General features: G+C 40.3%; 20 protein-coding genes. 7 read left to right on the plus strand and 13 right to left on the minus strand.

Going from position 1 to position 19,484, the window contains the following annotated elements:
• The first annotated feature begins 34 nt into the window (after positions 1–34).
• Positions 35–919, plus strand: coding sequence for a tRNA pseudouridine(55) synthase TruB (gene truB / locus V7K41_RS25190; protein WP_334852617.1), 885 nt, complete (start codon positions 35–37; stop codon positions 917–919).
• A gap of 56 nt (positions 920–975) precedes the next feature.
• On the opposite strand, the gene V7K41_RS25195 is transcribed toward truB, so the two are convergent.
• The 4 genes from V7K41_RS25195 to V7K41_RS25210 form a co-directional block, all read right to left on the minus strand.
• Complete coding sequence (locus tag V7K41_RS25195; RefSeq protein WP_334852619.1) at positions 976–1,755, minus strand: hypothetical protein; 780 nt, start codon at positions 1,753–1,755, stop codon at positions 976–978.
• Positions 1,756–1,984: 229 nt separating this feature from the next.
• Positions 1,985–2,821 (minus strand): CheR family methyltransferase, encoded by an 837-nt coding sequence (locus V7K41_RS25200; protein ID WP_334852680.1) that lies wholly within the window; start codon positions 2,819–2,821, stop codon positions 1,985–1,987.
• A 31-nt stretch (positions 2,822–2,852) separates the two neighbouring features.
• A complete protein-coding gene (locus tag V7K41_RS25205; protein ID WP_334852621.1) occupies positions 2,853–3,389 on the minus strand; it encodes a hypothetical protein in 537 nt (178 codons plus the stop codon).
• A gap of 185 nt (positions 3,390–3,574) precedes the next feature.
• On the minus strand, positions 3,575–4,141 hold the full coding sequence (locus V7K41_RS25210) for an HD domain-containing protein (RefSeq protein ID WP_334852622.1): 567 nt from the start codon (positions 4,139–4,141) through the stop codon (positions 3,575–3,577).
• Between the two features lie 244 nt (positions 4,142–4,385).
• Between V7K41_RS25210 and V7K41_RS25215 the strand changes: the two genes are divergently transcribed.
• From V7K41_RS25215 to V7K41_RS25225, 3 genes are all read left to right on the plus strand, one after another.
• Complete coding sequence (locus tag V7K41_RS25215) at positions 4,386–5,126, plus strand: LmeA family phospholipid-binding protein (RefSeq protein ID WP_334852624.1); 741 nt, start codon at positions 4,386–4,388, stop codon at positions 5,124–5,126.
• A gap of 33 nt (positions 5,127–5,159) precedes the next feature.
• Positions 5,160–5,711 carry a DUF2231 domain-containing protein gene (locus V7K41_RS25220; protein WP_334852626.1) on the plus strand — a complete coding sequence of 184 codons (552 nt, stop codon included), beginning with the start codon at positions 5,160–5,162 and terminating at the stop codon, positions 5,709–5,711.
• 482 nt (positions 5,712–6,193) lie between these two features.
• Positions 6,194–6,568 carry a hypothetical protein gene (locus V7K41_RS25225; protein WP_334852627.1) on the plus strand — a complete coding sequence of 125 codons (375 nt, stop codon included), beginning with the start codon at positions 6,194–6,196 and terminating at the stop codon, positions 6,566–6,568.
• Positions 6,569–7,244: 676 nt separating this feature from the next.
• On the opposite strand, the gene V7K41_RS25230 is transcribed toward V7K41_RS25225, so the two are convergent.
• Entirely contained in the window at positions 7,245–10,553 is a 3,309-nt protein-coding gene (locus V7K41_RS25230; protein ID WP_334852630.1) for an alpha-mannosidase, read from the minus strand.
• Positions 10,554–10,640: 87 nt separating this feature from the next.
• On the opposite strand from V7K41_RS25230, the gene V7K41_RS25235 reads away from it, so the two are divergent.
• From V7K41_RS25235 to V7K41_RS25245, 3 genes are all read left to right on the plus strand, one after another.
• Positions 10,641–12,281, plus strand: a complete 1,641-nt coding sequence (locus tag V7K41_RS25235) for a hypothetical protein (protein WP_334852632.1) — start codon at positions 10,641–10,643, stop codon at positions 12,279–12,281.
• 269 nt (positions 12,282–12,550) lie between these two features.
• Entirely contained in the window at positions 12,551–12,847 is a 297-nt protein-coding gene (locus tag V7K41_RS25240) for a hypothetical protein (protein ID WP_334852633.1), read from the plus strand.
• A gap of 188 nt (positions 12,848–13,035) precedes the next feature.
• Positions 13,036–13,956, plus strand: a complete 921-nt coding sequence (locus tag V7K41_RS25245; protein WP_334852635.1) for an alpha/beta hydrolase — start codon at positions 13,036–13,038, stop codon at positions 13,954–13,956.
• An 81-nt stretch (positions 13,957–14,037) separates the two neighbouring features.
• Here V7K41_RS25245 and V7K41_RS25250 read toward each other — a convergent pair whose 3' ends face one another.
• The 8 genes from V7K41_RS25250 to arsM all read right to left on the minus strand — a co-directional run bounded on the left by V7K41_RS25250 (position 14,038) and on the right by arsM (position 19,430).
• Positions 14,038–14,424, minus strand: coding sequence for a DUF2441 domain-containing protein (locus V7K41_RS25250; protein ID WP_334852637.1), 387 nt, complete (start codon positions 14,422–14,424; stop codon positions 14,038–14,040).
• Positions 14,417–14,779, minus strand: a complete 363-nt coding sequence (locus V7K41_RS25255) for a ribbon-helix-helix domain-containing protein (protein ID WP_334852639.1) — start codon at positions 14,777–14,779, stop codon at positions 14,417–14,419. The genes V7K41_RS25250 and V7K41_RS25255 overlap by 8 nt, the downstream gene beginning before the upstream one ends.
• 96 nt (positions 14,780–14,875) lie before the next feature.
• Positions 14,876–15,205: a hypothetical protein gene (locus V7K41_RS25260; protein ID WP_334852641.1), complete on the minus strand. Its 330-nt coding sequence runs from the start codon at positions 15,203–15,205 to the stop codon at positions 14,876–14,878.
• A gap of 50 nt (positions 15,206–15,255) precedes the next feature.
• The gene (locus V7K41_RS25265; protein WP_334852643.1) at positions 15,256–16,026 is read right to left on the minus strand and encodes an SDR family NAD(P)-dependent oxidoreductase; all 771 of its coding nucleotides are present in this window, start codon (positions 16,024–16,026) and stop codon (positions 15,256–15,258) included.
• A 6-nt stretch (positions 16,027–16,032) separates the two neighbouring features.
• Entirely contained in the window at positions 16,033–16,239 is a 207-nt protein-coding gene (locus tag V7K41_RS25270) for a hypothetical protein (protein ID WP_334852644.1), read from the minus strand.
• A gap of 59 nt (positions 16,240–16,298) precedes the next feature.
• Entirely contained in the window at positions 16,299–17,306 is a 1,008-nt protein-coding gene (arsS, locus tag V7K41_RS25275) for an arsenosugar biosynthesis radical SAM (seleno)protein ArsS (protein ID WP_334852645.1), read from the minus strand.
• Positions 17,307–17,349: 43 nt separating this feature from the next.
• The gene (locus V7K41_RS25280) at positions 17,350–18,315 is read right to left on the minus strand and encodes an inorganic phosphate transporter (protein WP_334852647.1); all 966 of its coding nucleotides are present in this window, start codon (positions 18,313–18,315) and stop codon (positions 17,350–17,352) included.
• A gap of 146 nt (positions 18,316–18,461) precedes the next feature.
• Positions 18,462–19,430 carry an arsenosugar biosynthesis arsenite methyltransferase ArsM gene (gene arsM, locus V7K41_RS25285; RefSeq protein WP_334852649.1) on the minus strand — a complete coding sequence of 323 codons (969 nt, stop codon included), beginning with the start codon at positions 19,428–19,430 and terminating at the stop codon, positions 18,462–18,464.
• Positions 19,431–19,484 lie beyond the last annotated feature (54 nt).

A 19,484-nucleotide genomic window follows, 5' to 3' on the forward strand; every position in this document is an offset into this window, starting at 1 on the left:
TTTAATTGCACCAACCTACTTAACTAATGATTTTGTGTTATTTCAAGGTTTTCTCAACTTAAACAAACCATTTGATTGGACTTCCCACGACTGCGTAGCGCGGGTGCGAAAATTGTTGCGCCTCAAGCGTGTAGGACATGCGGGAACCCTAGATCCAGCAGCAACAGGGGTCTTACCGATCGCACTTGGTAAAGCCACAAGATTATTGCAATATCTGCCAGAAAACAAAGCTTACAAAGCTACCATTCGCTTGGGTGTGCGGACTACAACCGATGATTTAGAAGGTGAAATCATCACTTCTCACGCTTGTGCTGGATTGAGTTTGGCAGAAGTAAAAACTGCACTGGCACAATTTGAAGGCAAGATTGAGCAAATTCCACCGAATTACAGTGCAATTCAAGTGGATGGTAAACGTCTCTATGACTTAGCACGCCAAGGGAAAACGGTGGAAGTTCCAGTGCGGACAGTGGAAGTTTTTCAGATAGATATTTTGGACTGGAGAGAAGGAGATTTTCCAGAATTGGATGTGGCGATCGCCTGTGGATCTGGTACATATATTAGAGCGATCGCTCGTGACTTAGGTGCAATCTTAGAAACTGGTGGCACACTTGCGGCTTTGATCCGTACCCAAAGCAGTGGTTTCGATTTAACAGATAGTCTCACTTTTACCGACTTAGAAACTAAACTGCAAGGCGGAACATTTCAACCTCTTACCCCTGATGCAGCCTTACAACATTTGTTATCTGTGACTTTACCAGCAACATCTGCTCAAAAATGGTGTCAAGGTCAGCGAGTTTCTCTAAATTCTGATATTACTGGGATAGTGCGAGTTTATCAAGAAGAGACTCACTTTTTAGGTGTTGGACAATTACAAGATGAAGTGTTGATTCCGCAAATGGTTTTTGAACCAATTTCTTGAAGAAGAATTCAAAAGTCAGAATTGAATTTTAACTTCTGACTTTTGAATTCTTTCTGTTAAACCAAATAACTCGTATTAGGTACGATCGCAAAGAAGGCATACTCATACCAAGCAGTCCAGATGAAACTGCGAATCCATCGCTGACGCTTGTCGAGACTCAATTCATATTCAAACGCGCCACGAGATACATCAATGGAAGATAAATGAGAATTGCAACCGCAGCCATGCTGATAAGTAAAACCATATTTAGAAGCAATACTTTGCACCTTCATTTGGATAGCAAACACCTTACCTGCATGGAGTATGGCATCCCAAGCACGTTTATGCTCAATATCGCGCCGATCGAATCGCAAGGCACGTTCTTCAAAAACATGATCGCGGTAAATTGGTGCTAAATGCACGTGATAAAAGCTAGCAGGTAGTTCATAACCAAATTCATTGAACAAATCTATGCCAATGCGAGCCACTTTTACTTCATCAGCGTAATCGATTCCTTTTGACTCCAGATCACGAAGAATTTCTGCAAAGTTCGGATAGCTATATTTGAGAAAGTCTTGCCCAAAAAACTCTAAGGTTTCCCATGCCAGTTGTGCAAATAACTGAGAAAATGACGGTATTAGGTGAGCTAGTTGGGGGCGATCGCTAAATAAGTCAACATCACCACGTTCTAATTTATACAAAAATAACTGCGCCATCTCAACATAGCTTTGGGGTTGAGAAAGTCCGACACTCGTGGTTCCTCTAGCAATGTCTTGCCATATAGAAGGTAGTTGAGAAACATGAACCGCATTTTCTCCAGCAATGACTGCAACAGGAGGACATTCGAGAAGTTGCATCGACAATCTCCTTTAAGGCTTTAATGTGTAATTTACCTTAAGCGATGTCTAAATCTATCTTCTGAACACAATAAAAAATGTTTGACAGACTGTCTTTTGACAGCGATATCTACAATGGGCTACGCCTACGCAATTTTATTTATAATTTTTGGGGCATTGGGCATTAGTTATTTTAGGATAATTCCTACTTCATAATTCATAATTAAATTACCTACTCAAAGCATTTTCTTCACCCACCAGCTATTTTCCTATATATTTTCTCACCCTTGATTAACTCTTCATAGTACTGCTCGTAAGAGGTGAACCTGATAGATTCTTGTCTTCCTAAACCTAAAATACCAAAGGTGCAAAGGCTATTATAAAATAGTTCGTGTACCCGTTTTTGAAGTACCTGATTAAAATATATGAGGACATTACGACAAAAAATTACATTAAACTCATTAAAAGAACTATCAGTGGCTAAATTATGTTGGGCAAAAACAATATTTTCTCTTAGAGACGACCGGAAAATAGCATTATCATAAGCTGCTGTATAATATTCGGAAAAAGACTTCTTGCCGCCTGCTTTCAGATAAAGATGGGTATATTCCTGCATCATTTTCAGCGAGAAAATCCCACTTTTGGCATTTTGTAATACCTTCTCATTCGTATCAGTGGCATATATGCGGCAACGGTGATAAAGTCCTTCTTCTTGCAGTAAAATTGCCATTGAATAGACTTCTTCACCAGTTGAACATCCAGCGTGCCAAATCCGAATAAACGGATAGGTTTGTAAGAAGGGGATAACCTGATTTCTGAAGGTATTATAAAAGCTGGGATCGCGAAACATTGATGTTACATTCACCGTCAGAGCAAGCAAAAATCTTTCTAAATAGGCGCGATTGTGCAGTAACCGCTCTTGCAATGCAGAAATATTTGCTACTCCTTCTAATTGCATAAAGCCCTGAATGCGGCGCTTGAGTGAGGAAAGAGCATAATTGCGAAAGTCATAACCGTAGTATTGATACACACCCTCCAAGAGCAAGTGTATTTCTATATCCTCCAAGATTGGTTTAGGCAGAGGCATAATAATATTCATCATTCATCATTCATCGGTTTCAGTTTAACCAAGTGGCTCTTACTACTAAAACAGCGATCGCAATTACTGAAATTCCAGCTAGCCATCTCACCTGATAGCGCAGATTTTTAATCTCTTGGCTCAGACTTTCTTTCTGTGGTATAGAATATGGTTCTAGTTTTACAACTTCAATAGCTACTTGTTCGGGTGCTTTTTGAGGTTTTTCAAAAGAGACTTGCGTGTGTAGCCAATTAGTAATCAGTTGAGGACAGTTCTTTTTAAACCAATTTAAAGCTAAAGTTCTAAAAACTGGTTTGGACATTCGGGCAATTAATTTCATTACCCTATTTAAGGGTTTCAGGCGAAGCTTTTGATTGATCAAATTGACTGAACCAACATCATAAAGACAATCCAGAATTAGTTTTACAGTGGCTTCTTCACTGTTAATCAAGTTTTGCAGTAAAAGCAGAACATCATGCATACGCTCTGCTTCCATATACTTTTCTGCCAAGTTTCCTGGAGGACTGACAGAAGGATTTACAGTTGGATTTAGGGTGTTTTTTCTTACTATTGTCATATTGGTAAAGTAGCATCCATAATAATTTCAGTACACCTATCTACCGAGAGAAAGATTTTTTATCTAGAGAGAGAACCTAAAAGCCAAAATTTATTCGTGAGATACATCACTATATCGTGTCTGTAAAAAAGCTATTTATGTAGTTTTTGTAAATCTTTTATCTACTTCTGGGTAAATAAAATTTTTTATTTAGATGCTAATACCTCAATTTGCGAAATTACCCGTTCTAATTCCTCAATTATTACAGTGCTTTCAGTTTTTTTAAAAGCATCTACAAGCGCCCGATAATACCAAAGCGTACCTTCTTTACGCCCCTGAAAACGTTCCCAAAGTGATTCGCCCAAAATGCGATAATCTTTGAGAATAGATTGGGCATTGTAAAGTTTATCAGCTAATGACACAAGCAGAACTGATGGAGAAGCTGTAGGAATATGAGCAATATATGCCTCCTTACGCTGTCGCCAAGGGGGTTTTGGAGTTGTATCAGCGTCAGTACAACCATCGACAATTGCCGTTACATTGTCACCAAAGCGACGACGAATTTCTTCTCGTGTTGCAGCACCACCTTGGTCTTCGATCGCATCGTGTAAGAGAGCTGCGATCGCTTCATCTTCATTTGCCCCGTATTCTAAAGCAATACTGGCGACACCTAATAAATGCGCAACATAAGGGACACCTGAACCTTTACGAACTTGGTTGGCGTGTAGTTGGGTGGTGTAGGTAAGGGCTGCGGTAAAACGTTCTGAGAGCATTGTATAAAAAAATTCCAGCAGTCAGAAGAACTCAACCGAAATATTGGGTTTGTGTCAATTTTATAACAAATCGCTCCAAGTGCAGAGGTAATAAAGGATGAAAGGGGTACAGAGGTAAAATTTCAATTTGAAATTAGATAGACAACATTTAAATCTATATTCCATCGCCAGATAGATAAAACTCTGCTGTTAGTTTATTAAATTTACTCAAGGATGTGCTTAAAATTAGGAGTTAACTTACATAATGCCAGACAATCCTGGATTAGGAGAGCAAGCGCTCAATAAAGCGGCAGAAATAGGATTATCTACTCAATTAGATGAAGTAGAAAATTTAGATGTAGACATCAAGACAGACCCGCTGAAACTGGTTCAGGGAGAGGTGGATGAAGTCACGATTCAAGGTGAAGGTTTAGTTATGCAAAAAGACCTCCGTATGGAGGAATTTGAAATGCAAATGACTAGTGTTGCCATTAATCCTCTAAGTGTGGCTTTTGGCAAAATTGAACTCACTAAACCGACTGAAGCTCATACACAGGTTGTGTTAACCGAAGCTGATATCAATCGTGCTTTTAACTCCGAATATGTGCGATCGCAACTGCAAAGTCAAAAAATACATATTAACGGACAGTTGAGGACTATTGAACCTCAAAATGTAGATTTTCGATTACCGGGTGATGGTAAAGTAGCACTAAATGCCAGCATAAAATTAGTAGAAACTGGTGAAAATCAGCAAGTTGCTTTTTCCGCAGTCCCCAGGATTAGCAGCAATGGAAAAACTGTTACTTTGGAAAATATCGAGTATGGCGAAAGTGAGGAAATATCGCCAGATTTGACAAAAGCTTTGATAGATGAAACTAGCGAAATTTTGAATCTAAGTAATTTTGATTTAGATGGCATAAGTTTGCAAGTCAACCAACTAAAAGTAGAAGTAGGCAAACTAATCCTACAGGCTGAAGCTTATGTGGAAAAAATTCCTTCAGCTTAAAAATGTAACGTTCATAAATTCAGGATACTAATAATGGAAACTACAGAAACAACACAAGTAGGTTCAACACCTTTCCCAAATATTCCACCAGTTATTGAAAGTAACGATAGTGAATATCGTGATACTGGTGTACCCAGTACAGTTGCGATCGCCGGACATCCCCTACACCCGTTGAGTGTGATTTTTCCCATAGCATTTTTAGCTGCTGCCTTGGGAAGTGATATCGGTTACTGGTTAACTAGTGATTTCTTTTGGGCTAGGGCTTCGCTATGGTTAATCGGACTTGGATTAGGTGGAGGCATCCTTGCATCTGCGATCGGTCTGAGCGACTTTTTGAAAATTGAACGAGTCCGCAAGCGCACCGCCGGTTGGACGCATTTGATACTTAATGTTTCTATACTAGTTTTATCACTCGTCAACTTCCTCCTACGCTTGGGCGACCCTGAGTCCCGAATAGTACCTTGGGGACTGTTAATCTCGCTTGTTGTCGGTACACTGACTAGTGCTTCTGGTTGGTTCGGTGCGGAACTCTCCTATCGCCACAAAATTGGTGTAGTGGGTGGAGGTAGCAGAAGATATCCTTGAAGCAGGTAGAAGATAGGAAAAACGCAGCACTTAACAAAATAGTTGGTCGAAGCTAGAAACCCAGTGACAGATTATTATTTACAGCTTCCGCTAAGAATATTTAGCAGTTATCGTTTGTATTTGATACAGTTTTGATACATCTTGTGAGATGGAGATAAGTCCGATCTAAGGTTTTACCAAATCAAAATTTGGGAAGCTCTTTCCCTTACCCAGTAAGGCTTTTGAACCCATCTCACAAGAGAGAAATTAGCGTATTTAATTAATAACTATATACTTTATCTATGTGGTGAAAAAAATTACATTCTGTTAAACACTAACTATTTATTTACACAAGTTTATAAAAATTACAATTATACAAAAGGGTGAAATCGCAATATAGAATTTTATACTAAATTAAGTTTAAAAAAGTGCGCAAGCGGTAAATTTCTGACTTTAAAGTGTTTTAATAAAGTTATTACCAAAAGTCTAGTAGAAGCAAAAACATGAAAGGTTTCAGGAAGTTATCCTCAATAGCGCTATTGCTATGTGCCTTTGTGTATCCGCCCTCATTAGCTGAAGCGAAGGATATTTCTCTAAGTAATTCTCGCAATGAACAGAGCGCTGCACCAGAGACTAAACTAGTTGGAGATCAAACCGGAGAGCTTCTAATTGCTCGACGCCGGCCAGGACGATACCAAATTATTAGACGACGGCAAATAATCCGACGCAGACAGCCATTTGGAGGATACCAAAATATCCGACGACGGGAGCGTTTCGGAGGATACCAAAATTTCCGACGACGGGAGCGTTTTGAACGATACGAAAATAACCGACGACGGGAGCATTTCGGAGGATACCAAAATTTCCGACGACGGTAGATTATCGAACGACGGCAGCCTTTCGGACGATACCATATTATCCGACGACGCTATTAGAGATATGAGTGAAAATGACGTAGGCAAAATTCATGAATTTTGCCCAGTAAGGATTTCGGACAACGCATATCATTAATTTCTAGAGATGTCTATTGAAGACTGGTGATACAAATAATATCATGTCCGCTTAAAGACTTATCATGAAGACCGCAGTTCTTGCTGGGAGCAGGGGGAAAGAGGGTTTTCCGGTTTTTGCACAGATGTGGTAATCATAACTAATTAATCGGACATGATATAAGCCAATTGTTAATAGAATAGGACTTACGCACAGGTAACGGAAAACAAACCACAGAGGACGCAGAGGTCACGGAGAAATGAGAGTTTGAGAGGGTTTTTGCGTAAGTCCTATAGAAATCTGGTGAAAAAGAATGTAGAGACGCAGCACTGCTACATCTCTACAAGGGTTTTGGATAACACATATTTAATTTCACCAGATGTCTAATGGTTAGTGGTTGTTCTATTAACCACTAACCATTAACTATAGTGGCTCATATCATGTCTGGTTAATTAGTTATAATTCCCGTAATCTATGCAGAAACTGGAAAACCCTCTTTTCCCCTGCCCCCTGCCCCCAGCAAGAACTGCGGTCTTAATGATAAGTCTTTCACCGGACATGATATCACTCCAGACTGGGATTAATCGCTGGTCTTACCTTGAAATTGGCGATTTTCCAAGGTTGTATCATCAAGATTTGTTGCTGAGATGAAAATTCAGTACTGGCGGAACGCTCTAATAAATCTACTGTATTTTCTAAATTCAACCCTAAATCACTTTGCAAAGATAACTTGGCTGTTTCTCCGTGAGATTCATAACATCGCAGAATTAACTGCTGTGGATCATCTTCAGATGGCTTCAAGGCCATCAAGATTAAATTTTCAGCTGATAAATCTAGGAAACTTACTCTTTCAATAGTGCCGGTAGCCGTAGCAGAGTGTTGAGCCAGTGGCCAATTCAATATCACTTGCAACGGTATATTCAATTCATAGCCACGCCGTACTGTATGGGCTGATTCCCAACTATCAGCATGAGGATACAAGGTATATTTGAACTCGTGAAAACCTCGGTCAGCCTCTGGGTCTGGCCAATTAGAACTGCGTAGCAGTGTTAGGCGGAGTTGATTTGGTTTGCTGTCATAACCGTATTTACAATCATTGAGCAAACTGACACCATAACGATTTGGGATTGCGGTATTTGTCTGTGTGTCCTCTGCTGTTAAATCAGCCCAACGCAAAGCAGGAACTTCCCATTTTGCTTGTTCTGCGGGTGTTTGCGGTTTAGTTGGGCGGCGAATCGCGCCACAGGGAATTTCATAAGTAGCAAAGTCGGCTTCAATATTTAAAGGAAAAGCAGCTTTCACTAATACATGATTTTCTTGCCAATTGACAGTTGTAGCGATGTTCAGCAGAGGTGAACTAGCTTGCAGAATATAGTCTTGGCAAAATTCCGATTCACCCAACTGACGCAGCACGCGCACACGACTTTGCACCGGGCCTTGTTCTAACCATTGAATAGATTGAAGATTTGTTGAGGGTAAGGGATGTTGAGCATAATTGGGGTCTATATTCCAAGCATCCCAATATTGACCACTGTCTTTAAAAGCTTGCAGTTGATTTCCCGCCCCACTCAAAACTTCTCGCTGATAAGTTTTGTCAAAAACACTTGATAAATCTCCGGTGTCAGGATCTATAACAACTCGTAAGAATTCATTTTCTAAAATCCAGTCTGGGAGGAGTGGGGGAGATGAGAAAGAGACACGATTAATCTCGTCTGTACTGGGGAGTGAAGGGGAAAGCCAAAATATGCGGTAGCCTACGGGTGGAATTTCGGTGGCGAGAAATAGTAGGGTTGATGGTTCAGATAATTGGGAGACAAGCTGCTTGCCAGAAGCATCGTAAATCTGCCATTTTTGGGTAGTTGTTGGTGGTGTGGGTAAGGCTACGGAGACTACCTCAGAACGTTGCCAATTAAGAGAATTGAAAACAAAAATAGGCAGACTATCGGGTTTTGGTGGTTCTGATAAGGGAATGTGAGATGCGATCGCTAAAAGTGATTCCTGTAATATTTTCGTTCCCACTTGTTCCACTTGTTGCCATTGGGGCAAGGCATCTGTGTAAACTTGGGTAATTGAAGAACCAGGTAAAATATCGTGAAACTGTTGAAATAACACCAATTTCCAAGCTGCTTCAATTTCTGCCTTGGGATATGTCACACCACAGCTTACAGTTGCCAAGGTAGCAAATAGTTCAGCTTGATACAATAAATTTTCACAACGACGATTCCAGCGTTTTTGATCAGCGTGGGTAGTGTAGCACCCGCGATGGAACTCTAAGTAGAGTTCGTCATTCCAAATGGGGAAGGAAGAGGGAGCAGGGGAAGCAGGGGAAGCAGGGGGGGATGGGGGAGAATCATAACTAGTGCCTTCTGTCTCCTGCCTCCTGCCTCCTTTACTGATTTGCTGTAAATACTTTTCAGCCGTCGTAAATTCTAAGTCTGGGAAGAAAGGCGACTTTTGCCAGCGTTGGGCGGTTTCTAACATATCACGGGTGGGGCCGCCGCCGTGGTCGCCGACACCGGGAAGCCAGAGAGATTCTGGTAAACAAGTTTGGGTTTGCCATTCAAAAGCATAAGTTGCCATTTTAACCGGGTCTATAGCTTCACCGATGAGTGCAGACATCAAACTAAAGACTTCGCTTCCATCAGGCGATCGCCACCAAAAAGCCTCATAATCAAATTTAGTAGTATCATTCCACCGCAACTTCTGCGTCACAAAATACTCAATTCCAGCATTAGCGAAAAACTGCGGTAAAGTTGCACAGAAACCAAAAGAATCTGGAACCCATTCCACAGTTGAAAGCTTGCCAAATTTTTCCTGGATGTAGCGTTGACCATATAGTAGCTGACGGACTATTGATTCACCAGCAATTAAGTTGAGTTCTGGTTCCACCCACATTCCGCCGACAACTTCCCAACGTCCAGCAGCTACCTGTGCTTGAATCGTCCTAAACAAATCCGGGCGATGTTCTTCAATCCAAGCATAAAGTGCGGGACTTGAATGACAGAAAATTAACTCAGGAAAATCTTCTTGCAACTTCAGAACCGACTCAAAAGTATTTTGCGCCGCATTCCAAGTTTCACTCACAGGCCATAACCATGCTAAATCTAAGTGAGCATGACCCAATAAAAAAATTTTAGATTTTATATCCGTAGCCTTCAAAAAGGGGGCTAAGATATCGGATTGAATTAAATTTTGGCGTAGAGCTAAAAACGACTGTACCAATCCCTTCTCTTCCTCCGTGTCCTCTGCGCCTCTGCGGTTCGTAACCTCCCCCACCATCGCCGCCAAAACATCCAACCTCTCCGGCGCAAACTTTTCCAAATAAAGTTGCACCACAGCTAACTCATTAGCCACAAAACCCGGATCGGGATTATTATCAACATAAGACTCATAAACTAGGAGCGATCGCACTAAAGCACCATCACAATGTCCCGGACTCACTAACCGCAAAGCCACAATAAACTCTTCCCCTGGCGTCACCCCCTGACTGAGAAGTACTCTAGGCGAACAATCAAATAAATCACCCTCCAGCACTAACTCGCCATTTACATAAATCTCAGCAGAATCCGCCCACCAAACCAGCGCCAGCCGCAAAGATAACCCAGCTAAGGGATAACCGTGTAAATCTTGGGGAACTACCAATCTTTGCGCTAGCCATAGCACTTTTTTCCCGCCCGTCCAAGCAATATGTTCTTTAGCATTCAACTGGACTAGTTGCCAATGAGACAAATCAGCAGCTACAACATCAGTAATAACTAAGTTAGATTCCTGATATAGCCACGTAGACTGAAGATTAACTTGACAAAAAGAGCGCAGTTGCTCAATTGCTTGTGAGATAAATTTGGTCTGGGATTGAGAGACAGTCGGGGTCATATATTCGCTAAGATGAAGTGTTGGTTGTTTTTATTGTTTGGCGCGAGTCTCACAACTTAACAAGACTTGAACTAAAAAATTACTACTATGTCTTCTGGTTCCTCTGGTCGTTATCAAAGCAGACTATTTAACTTTGTCCACCAGCAATCTCGGCGGGTGACACAACAGTGGGAACACACCTTTCGGCATTTGCAAGTTGCTACTAAGTGGGGTGTCGAGGTACTACTTTACCCCGTGTATCTACTGTTTCAGTCATCTGAATCATCTGGGAAAACGCTACATACTAAAGAACCACAAACTAGATTAAAGTTACAACCAAATGATACCGATTTCCAGCCTGAAACTCTACCCAATGCTGATAGTCCCATTCAAAATGTACTAGAGGCAGTCAATTACCTGTCATCAGATGAACCCGCCTCCACTCCTACGAAAGCATCTGAACATTTCAATCCCTTGGCTTTATTGGGAGTTTTTCGGCTGAAATTCGGGGAAAAAAACTCTAATCTTACTCAATCATCAAATATTACAGCTAATCAAGCTGTCAGTCTCAACCCTTCACAATTAGACAATGCCCTTCAACAGTGTCTTCCAATAGTGCGAGGAATTGCCACAAATTTAATGAGTCGAAATTTAGTACTTGTTACTGCTGACAATGAAATTCTAGATATCTTAACACCCCAGCAACAGGCAAAATTAGAAGACCGAATTATTAATGAAGTTGCTAATTACTGGCAGTTTTGGCGTTTGATTGTAGCTAAAAAAGAAGCGCAGCTATTACCACAAATTGACCGATTATTAGCAAAACTTACTGACGGAAATCCAGCTGAAATTCCAGTTTTAGCGGAGAATATACCAAAAGATTTACTCAATACAGATAGATTATTAGCATTTCTAGATATAGCCATTGCTAAGTTGGAATCGAATGCTTTAGTCCCAGTGCAAGAACGTAGCCAGAAAATTGTCCAAGTTGCCCAAACTCAGTTAAACATATTTCTTTATGGCAAAGAGCAATTAGCTGCCAAAGGAGAAATTGCCCCTAACGCTGATGATTTAGAAACTCATTCACAGAATTTTCAGGCTTTGATTGAGGCAGCGCTTAATTACTTTTTTGGTGTTGGTAATAGAAAAACACTTGACACAACAACCAGCAATGAGAGATTGCCAGATAAACTATTTCCATCACGCCTGAGAAAAGCTTTGTTCAAAAGCCCTCTGGTAGAAAATCAGGATTTAACAGACGATCCTTGGCTAACGTGGAATGATTTATTTGGTGACACCAAAACCGTTGCTGACAAGCCAGTTACACTTTCTGGGGGGAAAAATCCTGCTTTAGCCCCAAGTTTATCAATAGGGCATTTTCCACAAAAGAATTTGAGTGTAAAACAACCTAAAATTGGATCTGGCTTGGTGCAAAGAAAACAACCAAGTAGCAATCTCGCTTCAAGTCAAAAAACATCTGGAAAAGTCGCCTCTGTAAAACAAACTCAAACCCGCATTTCCCAAACTAAAAGCGAGAGTCGTAAAGGGGAAATTTTGCAACAGCAATTTCACCAAAGCAGTCAAGTTGAGGCACAGCCAGACTGGATAGAAACCACAGCAACTTCAACTGGCTATGAAAAGCACCCCTTAGAGCAACTTTTGGAATGGCTTGATTATATTATGGTCTGGCTAGAAGAAAGATTTGTAAAGATTTTTCAGTCGTTGCGGCAGCTATGGCAAGGGAAATAATACTAATTCGTAATTCGTAATTAAGACTTGTCAGATTGCATCTGAGTTTCCAGGTTTACATCTGTAGCCTAATTTTGGATAATTTGTATAAGCTAGGAGATATTTTTTAATAAACTATAGGACGAATGGTACTTACTTAAGCAAAAGTTGTTCACAGATACCCGACTTGTTCAAGAAGTCAGGATCTAAATCCAACAATTTAGTAAGTGTTATTCCACCCTACATATTCTTGAATTTTGAATTTTGAATTGTTATTGGTGGTTGTCTAAGTGAAAATTATTGTTTACTGTAAATACTTTAATTTCAAAAATCCATTAGATAAACCGAAAATTGAGACGTTTGTAGTAAATGTATCTCAAATCCCAAAGATAGGTGAAACAATTGTAGTCGAAAGAATTTCACCCCAAAAGCAGTTTGTAATTATCTTTGAGTACATTGTGACAGCAGTGCAATTTAACGCATCTAGGGAATCGATTGATGCAGCAGATGCTCAAGTAAGTGCATTTTTGAACCACTGTTGGGAGGGAACATCAAATTTCAAAGTTACAAACTTTTTAGAACAATAATCTCTCACCACAATATATGATTGAGTAAATAACATAACGTAACAGCTTTAATTCTGTTGGTTCAGGGTAATCAGTTGGCAAAAGAGCCAGCAGCGCATTTTGCAATTTTTCCAAAGCGATGTCTACAGATGTTGATAGATATTGACTTTTTAGTAGCTTGTTGGGAGAATACGTAAAAAATTAACCAGATGATTGACCATAGCGATCGCCTAGCTTCTCGTAAAGAAGGCAGATTCCAGGGTGTTGGAGGACTTGAACTGTATTACCAAAGCTGGCATCCAGAGGGTAAAGTCCGGGCAATATTAGCCATTGTGCATGGACTTGGAGGGCACAGCGATCGCTACAGTAATATAATTGAGCATTTCATACCCAAGCAATACGCTGTCTACGCCTTAGACTTGCGCGGTCATGGACGCTCACCAGGTCAGCAAGGCTATATCAACGCTTGGAGTGAGTTTCGCGAAGATTTAGGAGCCTTTTTACAGTTAATTCAGACTCAGAATCCAGGATGCCCAATTTTTCTCTTGGGTCATAGTTTAGGTGGAGTGATTGTCTTAAATTATATACTGCGCTATCCCCAACAAGCATCAGTATTGCAGGGTGCGATCGCTCTTGCACCAACCTTGGGGAAAGTCGGAGTTTCACCTATTCGGGTACTTTTAGGTAAAATGCTCTCACGTGTTTGGCCGCGTTTCACCCTGAATACAGGCATTGACATCAGTACTGCTTCACGAGATCCACAGGTTTTAGCCGCGATCGCTCAGGATACAATGCGACATACCCTTGCTACTGCCCGTCTGGCTACAGAATTCTTTGCAACAGTTGATTGGATTAATGCTCACGCAGGTGATTGGCAATTACCATTACTGATTCTCCACGGCGGTGCAGATCAAGTAGCTTTACCTGCGGGAAGCGACATCTTTTACCAACGGGTAAACTGTAAAGATAAGCTGAGAATCGAGTATCCGGGAGCCTATCACGAGATTCAGAGTGACCTCAATTACCGCGAGGTAATGGCTGATTTGGAGGATTGGTTGGAGCGACACCTACCATTTGAAGTGGCGCAGTTAGGACGGGAAAACGCTGAGTTAGAGTTTCCTAGTTCTTAGCTGCATCATTACTTCTTACGCCTATAACAACCTAAGAATTCTGATAGGACTAGATGTCACTAACTCCGACTTATGTATATTTTAACTACGCCAATACTGATATGCTTTCTGCTCTATGGATAAGTAATTATCGTTTGGATGTATGCCTTGAATTATCAGACAACCTTTGTGTCTGGGTGCATGAAAGTCAACAAGTTCAACTTCATACAACAGATCCATTACTCTGTTATTTGTTATAACGAACTCACATATACCCTCCTCAGATTCACATAAAAATAATGATTCCCATCTGCTAGGCTTTGTAGAAAATTCTGCTAATCGAATATCTTCAAATATTTTTTCACGTAACATTACCCAGGGATTTCCTTGAGATGGTGTATATAACTTTAATATTCGTGCCCAATTACCTGGTTTGATTACACTGCCTACTTCTAAAGGATAAGAACAGGCATAGTAAAAATTATTCATAAGATTTATGTGAATCAACAAAAATCTGTGTATGGCTTGTAAAAGGATGATCCTCATAAATACTCTCACAAGTCACAGCATAATCTGACAGCACTGGTAAATTTGACCCAACACATAGCGCAAATTCATCAGCTAACTTATCTGCAACTACTTCAAACTCTTCATCGTTCAGTTGACCTTGTGTCTGAAGCTTCGCCATCAACTGAGCGCATTTTACTTCTTGACTTTTGCACTGTTGATCTTGAAAGATTAGCTCTTGAAGATATTCACTGGCTGAACTATAACCGCCTTTAGCTACTTGTTCTTCGACAAAGACTTTTATCGACTCAGGTAAGGAAATCTGAATGTTAGTCATACCTTGAGATATCTGGTGGGCGATTTTATCTATTACGTTAGCACTGCGATCGCATCTACTTCTATCAAACAGGCGATCGCCTATTAAAATGTAGAGTCAGTTATTTATATTATCTGAAAAATACGTTGCTGATGATTGAGAGTTTTTTCCAGTCAAGATAGGCTCTCCCTTTATTCCTCCACGGCTGAGAGTACAAATCTTATAAAAGTTTTCGCACTCAAAGATTGCTAGAACTAGCTCTTTCCCAGTTTGGTAAAAGGATGGTAAAGGTTTACCTACCTCGCATTCCATATCAATTTCGCGATCGCACCACTGTAACTTCCAAATACGCTTTTCGGTTATGGGTGCTTTAAGAGACTGAGCAAGAGCACTATACACCTGCTCTGCTTTGATATCATCCTTGGCTGCTGGCACAAAAAACTTCATAGGCTGAGGTTACAAATAACGTAGGTTTCATTAGCACCAGCGTAACGCAGTTACCAAGGCAATCTGCTCCCATCCCACGAGAAAAAGTGTCCACTATCCCCTTCTTGAAGCTGTTCGATGACAGCCAATAATTGGGTAACAGTACGTTCCACTGAAAATAATTTTTCCGCAGGGACATTTCTCTGGAAAGGACGGGAAAGACGTGTATCAGTTGTACCAGGATGTAATGTTACTATTAATGCTTTCGGACAACTTCTTTTATACTCAATTGCCGCAGTTCGCATCAACATATTGAGTGCTGCTTTAGAAGCCCGATAGCCGTACCATCCCCCAAGTTGGTTATCGCCAATACTGCCCAATTTAGCAGAAATAGTGGCGAACACGCTGCGTTCTCCATGCCGCAATAGAGGCAATAGATGTTTAACCAGCAAGACAGCACCAATACTATTTATCTGAAAGTAGCGCAGCAAATTTTCTGAATTGATCTGTCTTAAGCTTTTTTCAGGTTGCAAAGTATCTTCATGTAACAGTCCTACACAGTTGACTACCAAATGCAGTTTGTCAACTTGAGTAGATATTTTTTGAACAGCTTCAATAATCTGCAACTCGTCAGTAATATCTATCTCCAAACAAATTAATCGCTCAGGATATTCGTCTGCAAGAACTATTAACTCTGAGGCCGATTCCGGCTGACGAGAAGTTGCATAAACTTTAGCTATTCTGTCATCTTGTAGCAATTTTTTCACAAAACCTAAACCAATACCTTGGCTGGCTCCCCCAATCAAGGCATTGACAGGATTAATTTCATCGATAAAAGACATATCAATTTAGGTAACTTGTGGAGGTATTTGATATTCATAGCGAGAGACAAAATAAGCACCAACTTGTCTGTCGCTGTGATAACGGAAACCAAAGCCTTCATATACTGCTCTTAGGCGCAAACACAAAGCATCGCAATCTAGACGTAAATAACGTTTACCAAGTGTTTGTGCGTGTTCAACAACCCAAGCCAGCAGTATCAAACTGCGAAGCAATGTACAAATGCTGACTCTTCCTCTGAGATGTCGGGCCAGAAAAGTAAATGCTCTAGTTATTAGAGCAAAGCGCCACCACAACTAGAACCACACCCAGCAGTACAACCATAGCAATAAGCAGCAGTTTGTACCTCACTAATCAGGTCTAAATTGCCAGCTTCTAACAATTTGCCAACTGTCAAAGTTTCACCATTGCGAGTTTTTGCAGGCAAATTCATCATTTGGTTAAAGTCACAATCATATACATTGCCTAGATAGTCAATTGAAAGTTCATCACGACACATTAAATGTTCAACTGTGCTGGGATTAAAATGCGACTCTAAAAACTGCAAATAGCTGGTGTATAGTTTTCTCCGTTCTAAATGCATTTTAGTTCTACCAACTGGTAGGTTGGTAAAGGTAAACAGATTGTTAAACACAATATTAAAATGTTCTTGTAAGAACATTTTGTAATCTTGTTCTAGATTACTCTGTTCGGGAGCTAAAGAAAATTTTTCATTAATGGGCAACTGGGGATTAAAAACCAAGTCCAAAATTAAATTTTGGTCTTTACCATAGCCGAGTTGGTTAAGCCACTGCAAAGCTTTGACTGAACTATCAAAAACACCGATACCACGCATTTTATCAACATTATCTGCTAAGTAACAGGGTAGGGAAGCCACAATTCTTACTTGATGTTTAGCAAAGTATTCTGGTAAATCACCAAATCCATCTTCAAAATAAATGGTCAAATTAGACCGGACAATCACTTGTTTATCAGTTGCTTTTGCTGCTTCTACCAGTGGCTTAAATCCATAATTCATTTCGGGTGCACCACCAGTCAAATCCACAATTTTAATTTCAGGAAATTTATGGATTAGTAAAATCAATTGTTCGCAAATTTCAGGAGAAAGTTCTTCTGTACGTTTTGGCCCAGCTTCGACATGACAGTGTGTACAGGCAAGATTACAACGCTTACCTAGATTAATTTGTAAAACAGTGATTCCTTTTTTTGTCAAAGGTGAACTGAGTTTGTTTTTAAAGGCTGTGACTGCTGTATCTAGTAAAATTTTTGTTTGAGTTCGCATTAGTTACTACTCCTAAACAATTCCACAACAATATTCATTTTCCCTAACCTTGCAATAATCTGTAGGTGATTGCACTAATAATTGCAGCAGTTGGTAAAGTTAAAATCCACGATAGTAAAATCTGATAAAAAACACGAGTATTAGATTTAGATTTTTTGCTAATTAATCCTACACCAAAAATAGAAGCAACTGAAATGTAAGTCGTAGAAACTGGAAGCCCAAACCGAGTAGCTGCAATGACCAAAACCCCAGTTACTATATTTGCTGATAAGCCTTGAGTATGATTCATTGAGGTAATCTTTTCACTCATGGTTATTGCAACTTTTTGAGAGTTAAGTAAACCGCCAAGTGCCATTGCGATCGCTATCGCGATCGTTCCTCCTTGAATCGAGAAATACTCAATAATTAGGATGAGTGAAATAATCTTAGGAGTATCATTTAATCCTCTAGCAAAACTGATAATTCCAGCACTGGAAAAATGGCAAACATCAATCATTTTTTGGTTGACTGGTAGATGCCATTTTGAATTAATATAGCCAGATAAGCTGTAAATTCCTGCTCCTAAGGGAATAGCAATAATTGGACTGAGTAATAAAGGCAAAATAAAGGAATTTCCCAAGGCTGCAAAATTAACTTGTAGTCCGATCGCAACTAATCCAGCGCCAACCAACGCACCTGTTAAACTGTGAGTTGTGGAAATAGGAAACCCCATGAGAGTGGCAATGAGTACAGTTAATCCAGTAGCGATCGCTACTGCCAGATGAAACTCTGGGGCATTAGCGATCGCATCAGGTAATAATCCTTTTCCAGAGAAGTTTTTAATTAATCCTCCTGCCAAAAAAGTTGCAGTTATTGCACCAGCAAAAGTTGTAAAAGTTGCCCATAAAATTGCTGTTTGATAGCTGCTAGTTCGGCTACCAAACAGCGTTGCTACACCTTTAAAATTATCATTCGCTCCATTTGAATATGCTAAAAAAAGCGTAGCTAAAAAAATACTGATTAACAACATTTTGGAGTTTATAAAAAAGAAGTCAGAATTCAGAAATTAGAATTCCGAATGTAATTAGTGAAAGATTCAAATTGTGCATTCATTACCCAGTCGCACAGAACCATTCTAAATTCTGACTCCTGACACTGAATTCTTTCTTAGATCAATTAACAGCAGCCACCACCGCTATAGTGCCAGGTTGAATCGGTAACAATTATTTCTGTTGGCTTGGTAGCAGCAAGTTTAGCAGCAGTTTTATCACACACCGCAGCCGGAATACCTAGCTGAAGTATATGACCTGCTAAATCGTCAAAGAAGGGTTCAGAACCAGCATAAATTGCCGTTTTTCCAGTGAAAATGCAAGCACCATCTTCTGGAATTACAACTTTAAATGAGACAGAATCCAGACTTTCTAAAAGTAGGTTGTCTTCTAAATTATAAGTCTGGCAATCTAGTAGACGATAAGGACGACGGGCACGAATTTCAATTTGACCAAAACCAGCATTTATAATCCTTTCAGTATACTGTTGATATGTGAGTGCGCCTGATAAACACATTGCTCTCAGTCGCTCATCTTCTTGAAGATGTGCTGGAATTGGACGAGTAGCAATTGGATCGCTCATCTGCAAGCGTCCACCTGGTTTTAATACGCGATGTGCTTCTTTTAAAGCACGAGTTAAATCTTCTGGTTCAAAGATGTTGAAAAGGCAATTCTGTGCCACGATATCGACACTAGCATTAGCAACAGGTAAGTTAAAAGCATCACCTTCACGGATTTCGACAAAGCTGGTGTTAAACCAGGGATTTTCTTGAGCAGCAATTTCCAGATTACGTGTAGCTGCTTCCCGCATAGCCCCAACCGGTTCAACAGCAATTACAGCACTTGCATAGCGGGAAAAATAAGCGAATTGTAATGCTTCTAAGCCGCCACCAACGCCGACATACAGCACAGTAGGTTGGTTTCCTAGTTCGATGGGGTGAACAGTAGTGCCACAACCATAATTCATTTCCTGCATTGGCAAAGGAATTTTCAATCCTGGTAGTTGCAGGGGCGTACTTTGTACACAACAAAGTCCAACTTGCGGGGTTTGGGCAACTTCACGATAGAATTGCGCTGCTGTTTCTAGATAGGTCATGCCATTTTGGGTTTTTAACTTTGGATTTTAGACGATCGCAGCTTTGTGCATCCT

The organism is Nostoc sp., assembly GCF_036917415.1.
In the GTDB taxonomy this organism is placed as follows: domain Bacteria; phylum Cyanobacteriota; class Cyanobacteriia; order Cyanobacteriales; family Nostocaceae; genus Nostoc.

What these genes read in the sequence shown, in the direction of transcription:
- V7K41_RS25230 (WP_334852630.1), bottom strand. Translation starts at nt 10,553, where the DNA reads ATGACCCCGACTGTCTCTCAATCCCAGACCAAATTTATCTCACAAGCA.
- arsM (WP_334852649.1), bottom strand. Translation starts at nt 19,430, where the DNA reads ATGACCTATCTAGAAACAGCAGCGCAATTCTATCGTGAAGTTGCCCAA.
- arsS (WP_334852645.1), bottom strand. Translation starts at nt 17,306, where the DNA reads ATGCGAACTCAAACAAAAATTTTACTAGATACAGCAGTCACAGCCTTT.
- V7K41_RS25235 (WP_334852632.1), top strand. Translation starts at nt 10,641, where the DNA reads ATGTCTTCTGGTTCCTCTGGTCGTTATCAAAGCAGACTATTTAACTTT.
- V7K41_RS25225 (WP_334852627.1), top strand. Translation starts at nt 6,194, where the DNA reads ATGAAAGGTTTCAGGAAGTTATCCTCAATAGCGCTATTGCTATGTGCC.
- V7K41_RS25245 (WP_334852635.1), top strand. Translation starts at nt 13,036, where the DNA reads ATGATTGACCATAGCGATCGCCTAGCTTCTCGTAAAGAAGGCAGATTC.
- V7K41_RS25250 (WP_334852637.1), bottom strand. Translation starts at nt 14,424, where the DNA reads ATGAATAATTTTTACTATGCCTGTTCTTATCCTTTAGAAGTAGGCAGT.
- V7K41_RS25215 (WP_334852624.1), top strand. Translation starts at nt 4,386, where the DNA reads ATGCCAGACAATCCTGGATTAGGAGAGCAAGCGCTCAATAAAGCGGCA.
- V7K41_RS25280 (WP_334852647.1), bottom strand. Translation starts at nt 18,315, where the DNA reads ATGTTGTTAATCAGTATTTTTTTAGCTACGCTTTTTTTAGCATATTCA.
- V7K41_RS25200 (WP_334852680.1), bottom strand. Translation starts at nt 2,821, where the DNA reads ATGCCTCTGCCTAAACCAATCTTGGAGGATATAGAAATACACTTGCTC.
- V7K41_RS25265 (WP_334852643.1), bottom strand. Translation starts at nt 16,026, where the DNA reads ATGTCTTTTATCGATGAAATTAATCCTGTCAATGCCTTGATTGGGGGA.
- V7K41_RS25220 (WP_334852626.1), top strand. Translation starts at nt 5,160, where the DNA reads ATGGAAACTACAGAAACAACACAAGTAGGTTCAACACCTTTCCCAAAT.
- V7K41_RS25210 (WP_334852622.1), bottom strand. Translation starts at nt 4,141, where the DNA reads ATGCTCTCAGAACGTTTTACCGCAGCCCTTACCTACACCACCCAACTA.
- V7K41_RS25255 (WP_334852639.1), bottom strand. Translation starts at nt 14,779, where the DNA reads ATGACTAACATTCAGATTTCCTTACCTGAGTCGATAAAAGTCTTTGTC.
- V7K41_RS25260 (WP_334852641.1), bottom strand. Translation starts at nt 15,205, where the DNA reads ATGAAGTTTTTTGTGCCAGCAGCCAAGGATGATATCAAAGCAGAGCAG.
- V7K41_RS25195 (WP_334852619.1), bottom strand. Translation starts at nt 1,755, where the DNA reads ATGCAACTTCTCGAATGTCCTCCTGTTGCAGTCATTGCTGGAGAAAAT.
- V7K41_RS25205 (WP_334852621.1), bottom strand. Translation starts at nt 3,389, where the DNA reads ATGACAATAGTAAGAAAAAACACCCTAAATCCAACTGTAAATCCTTCT.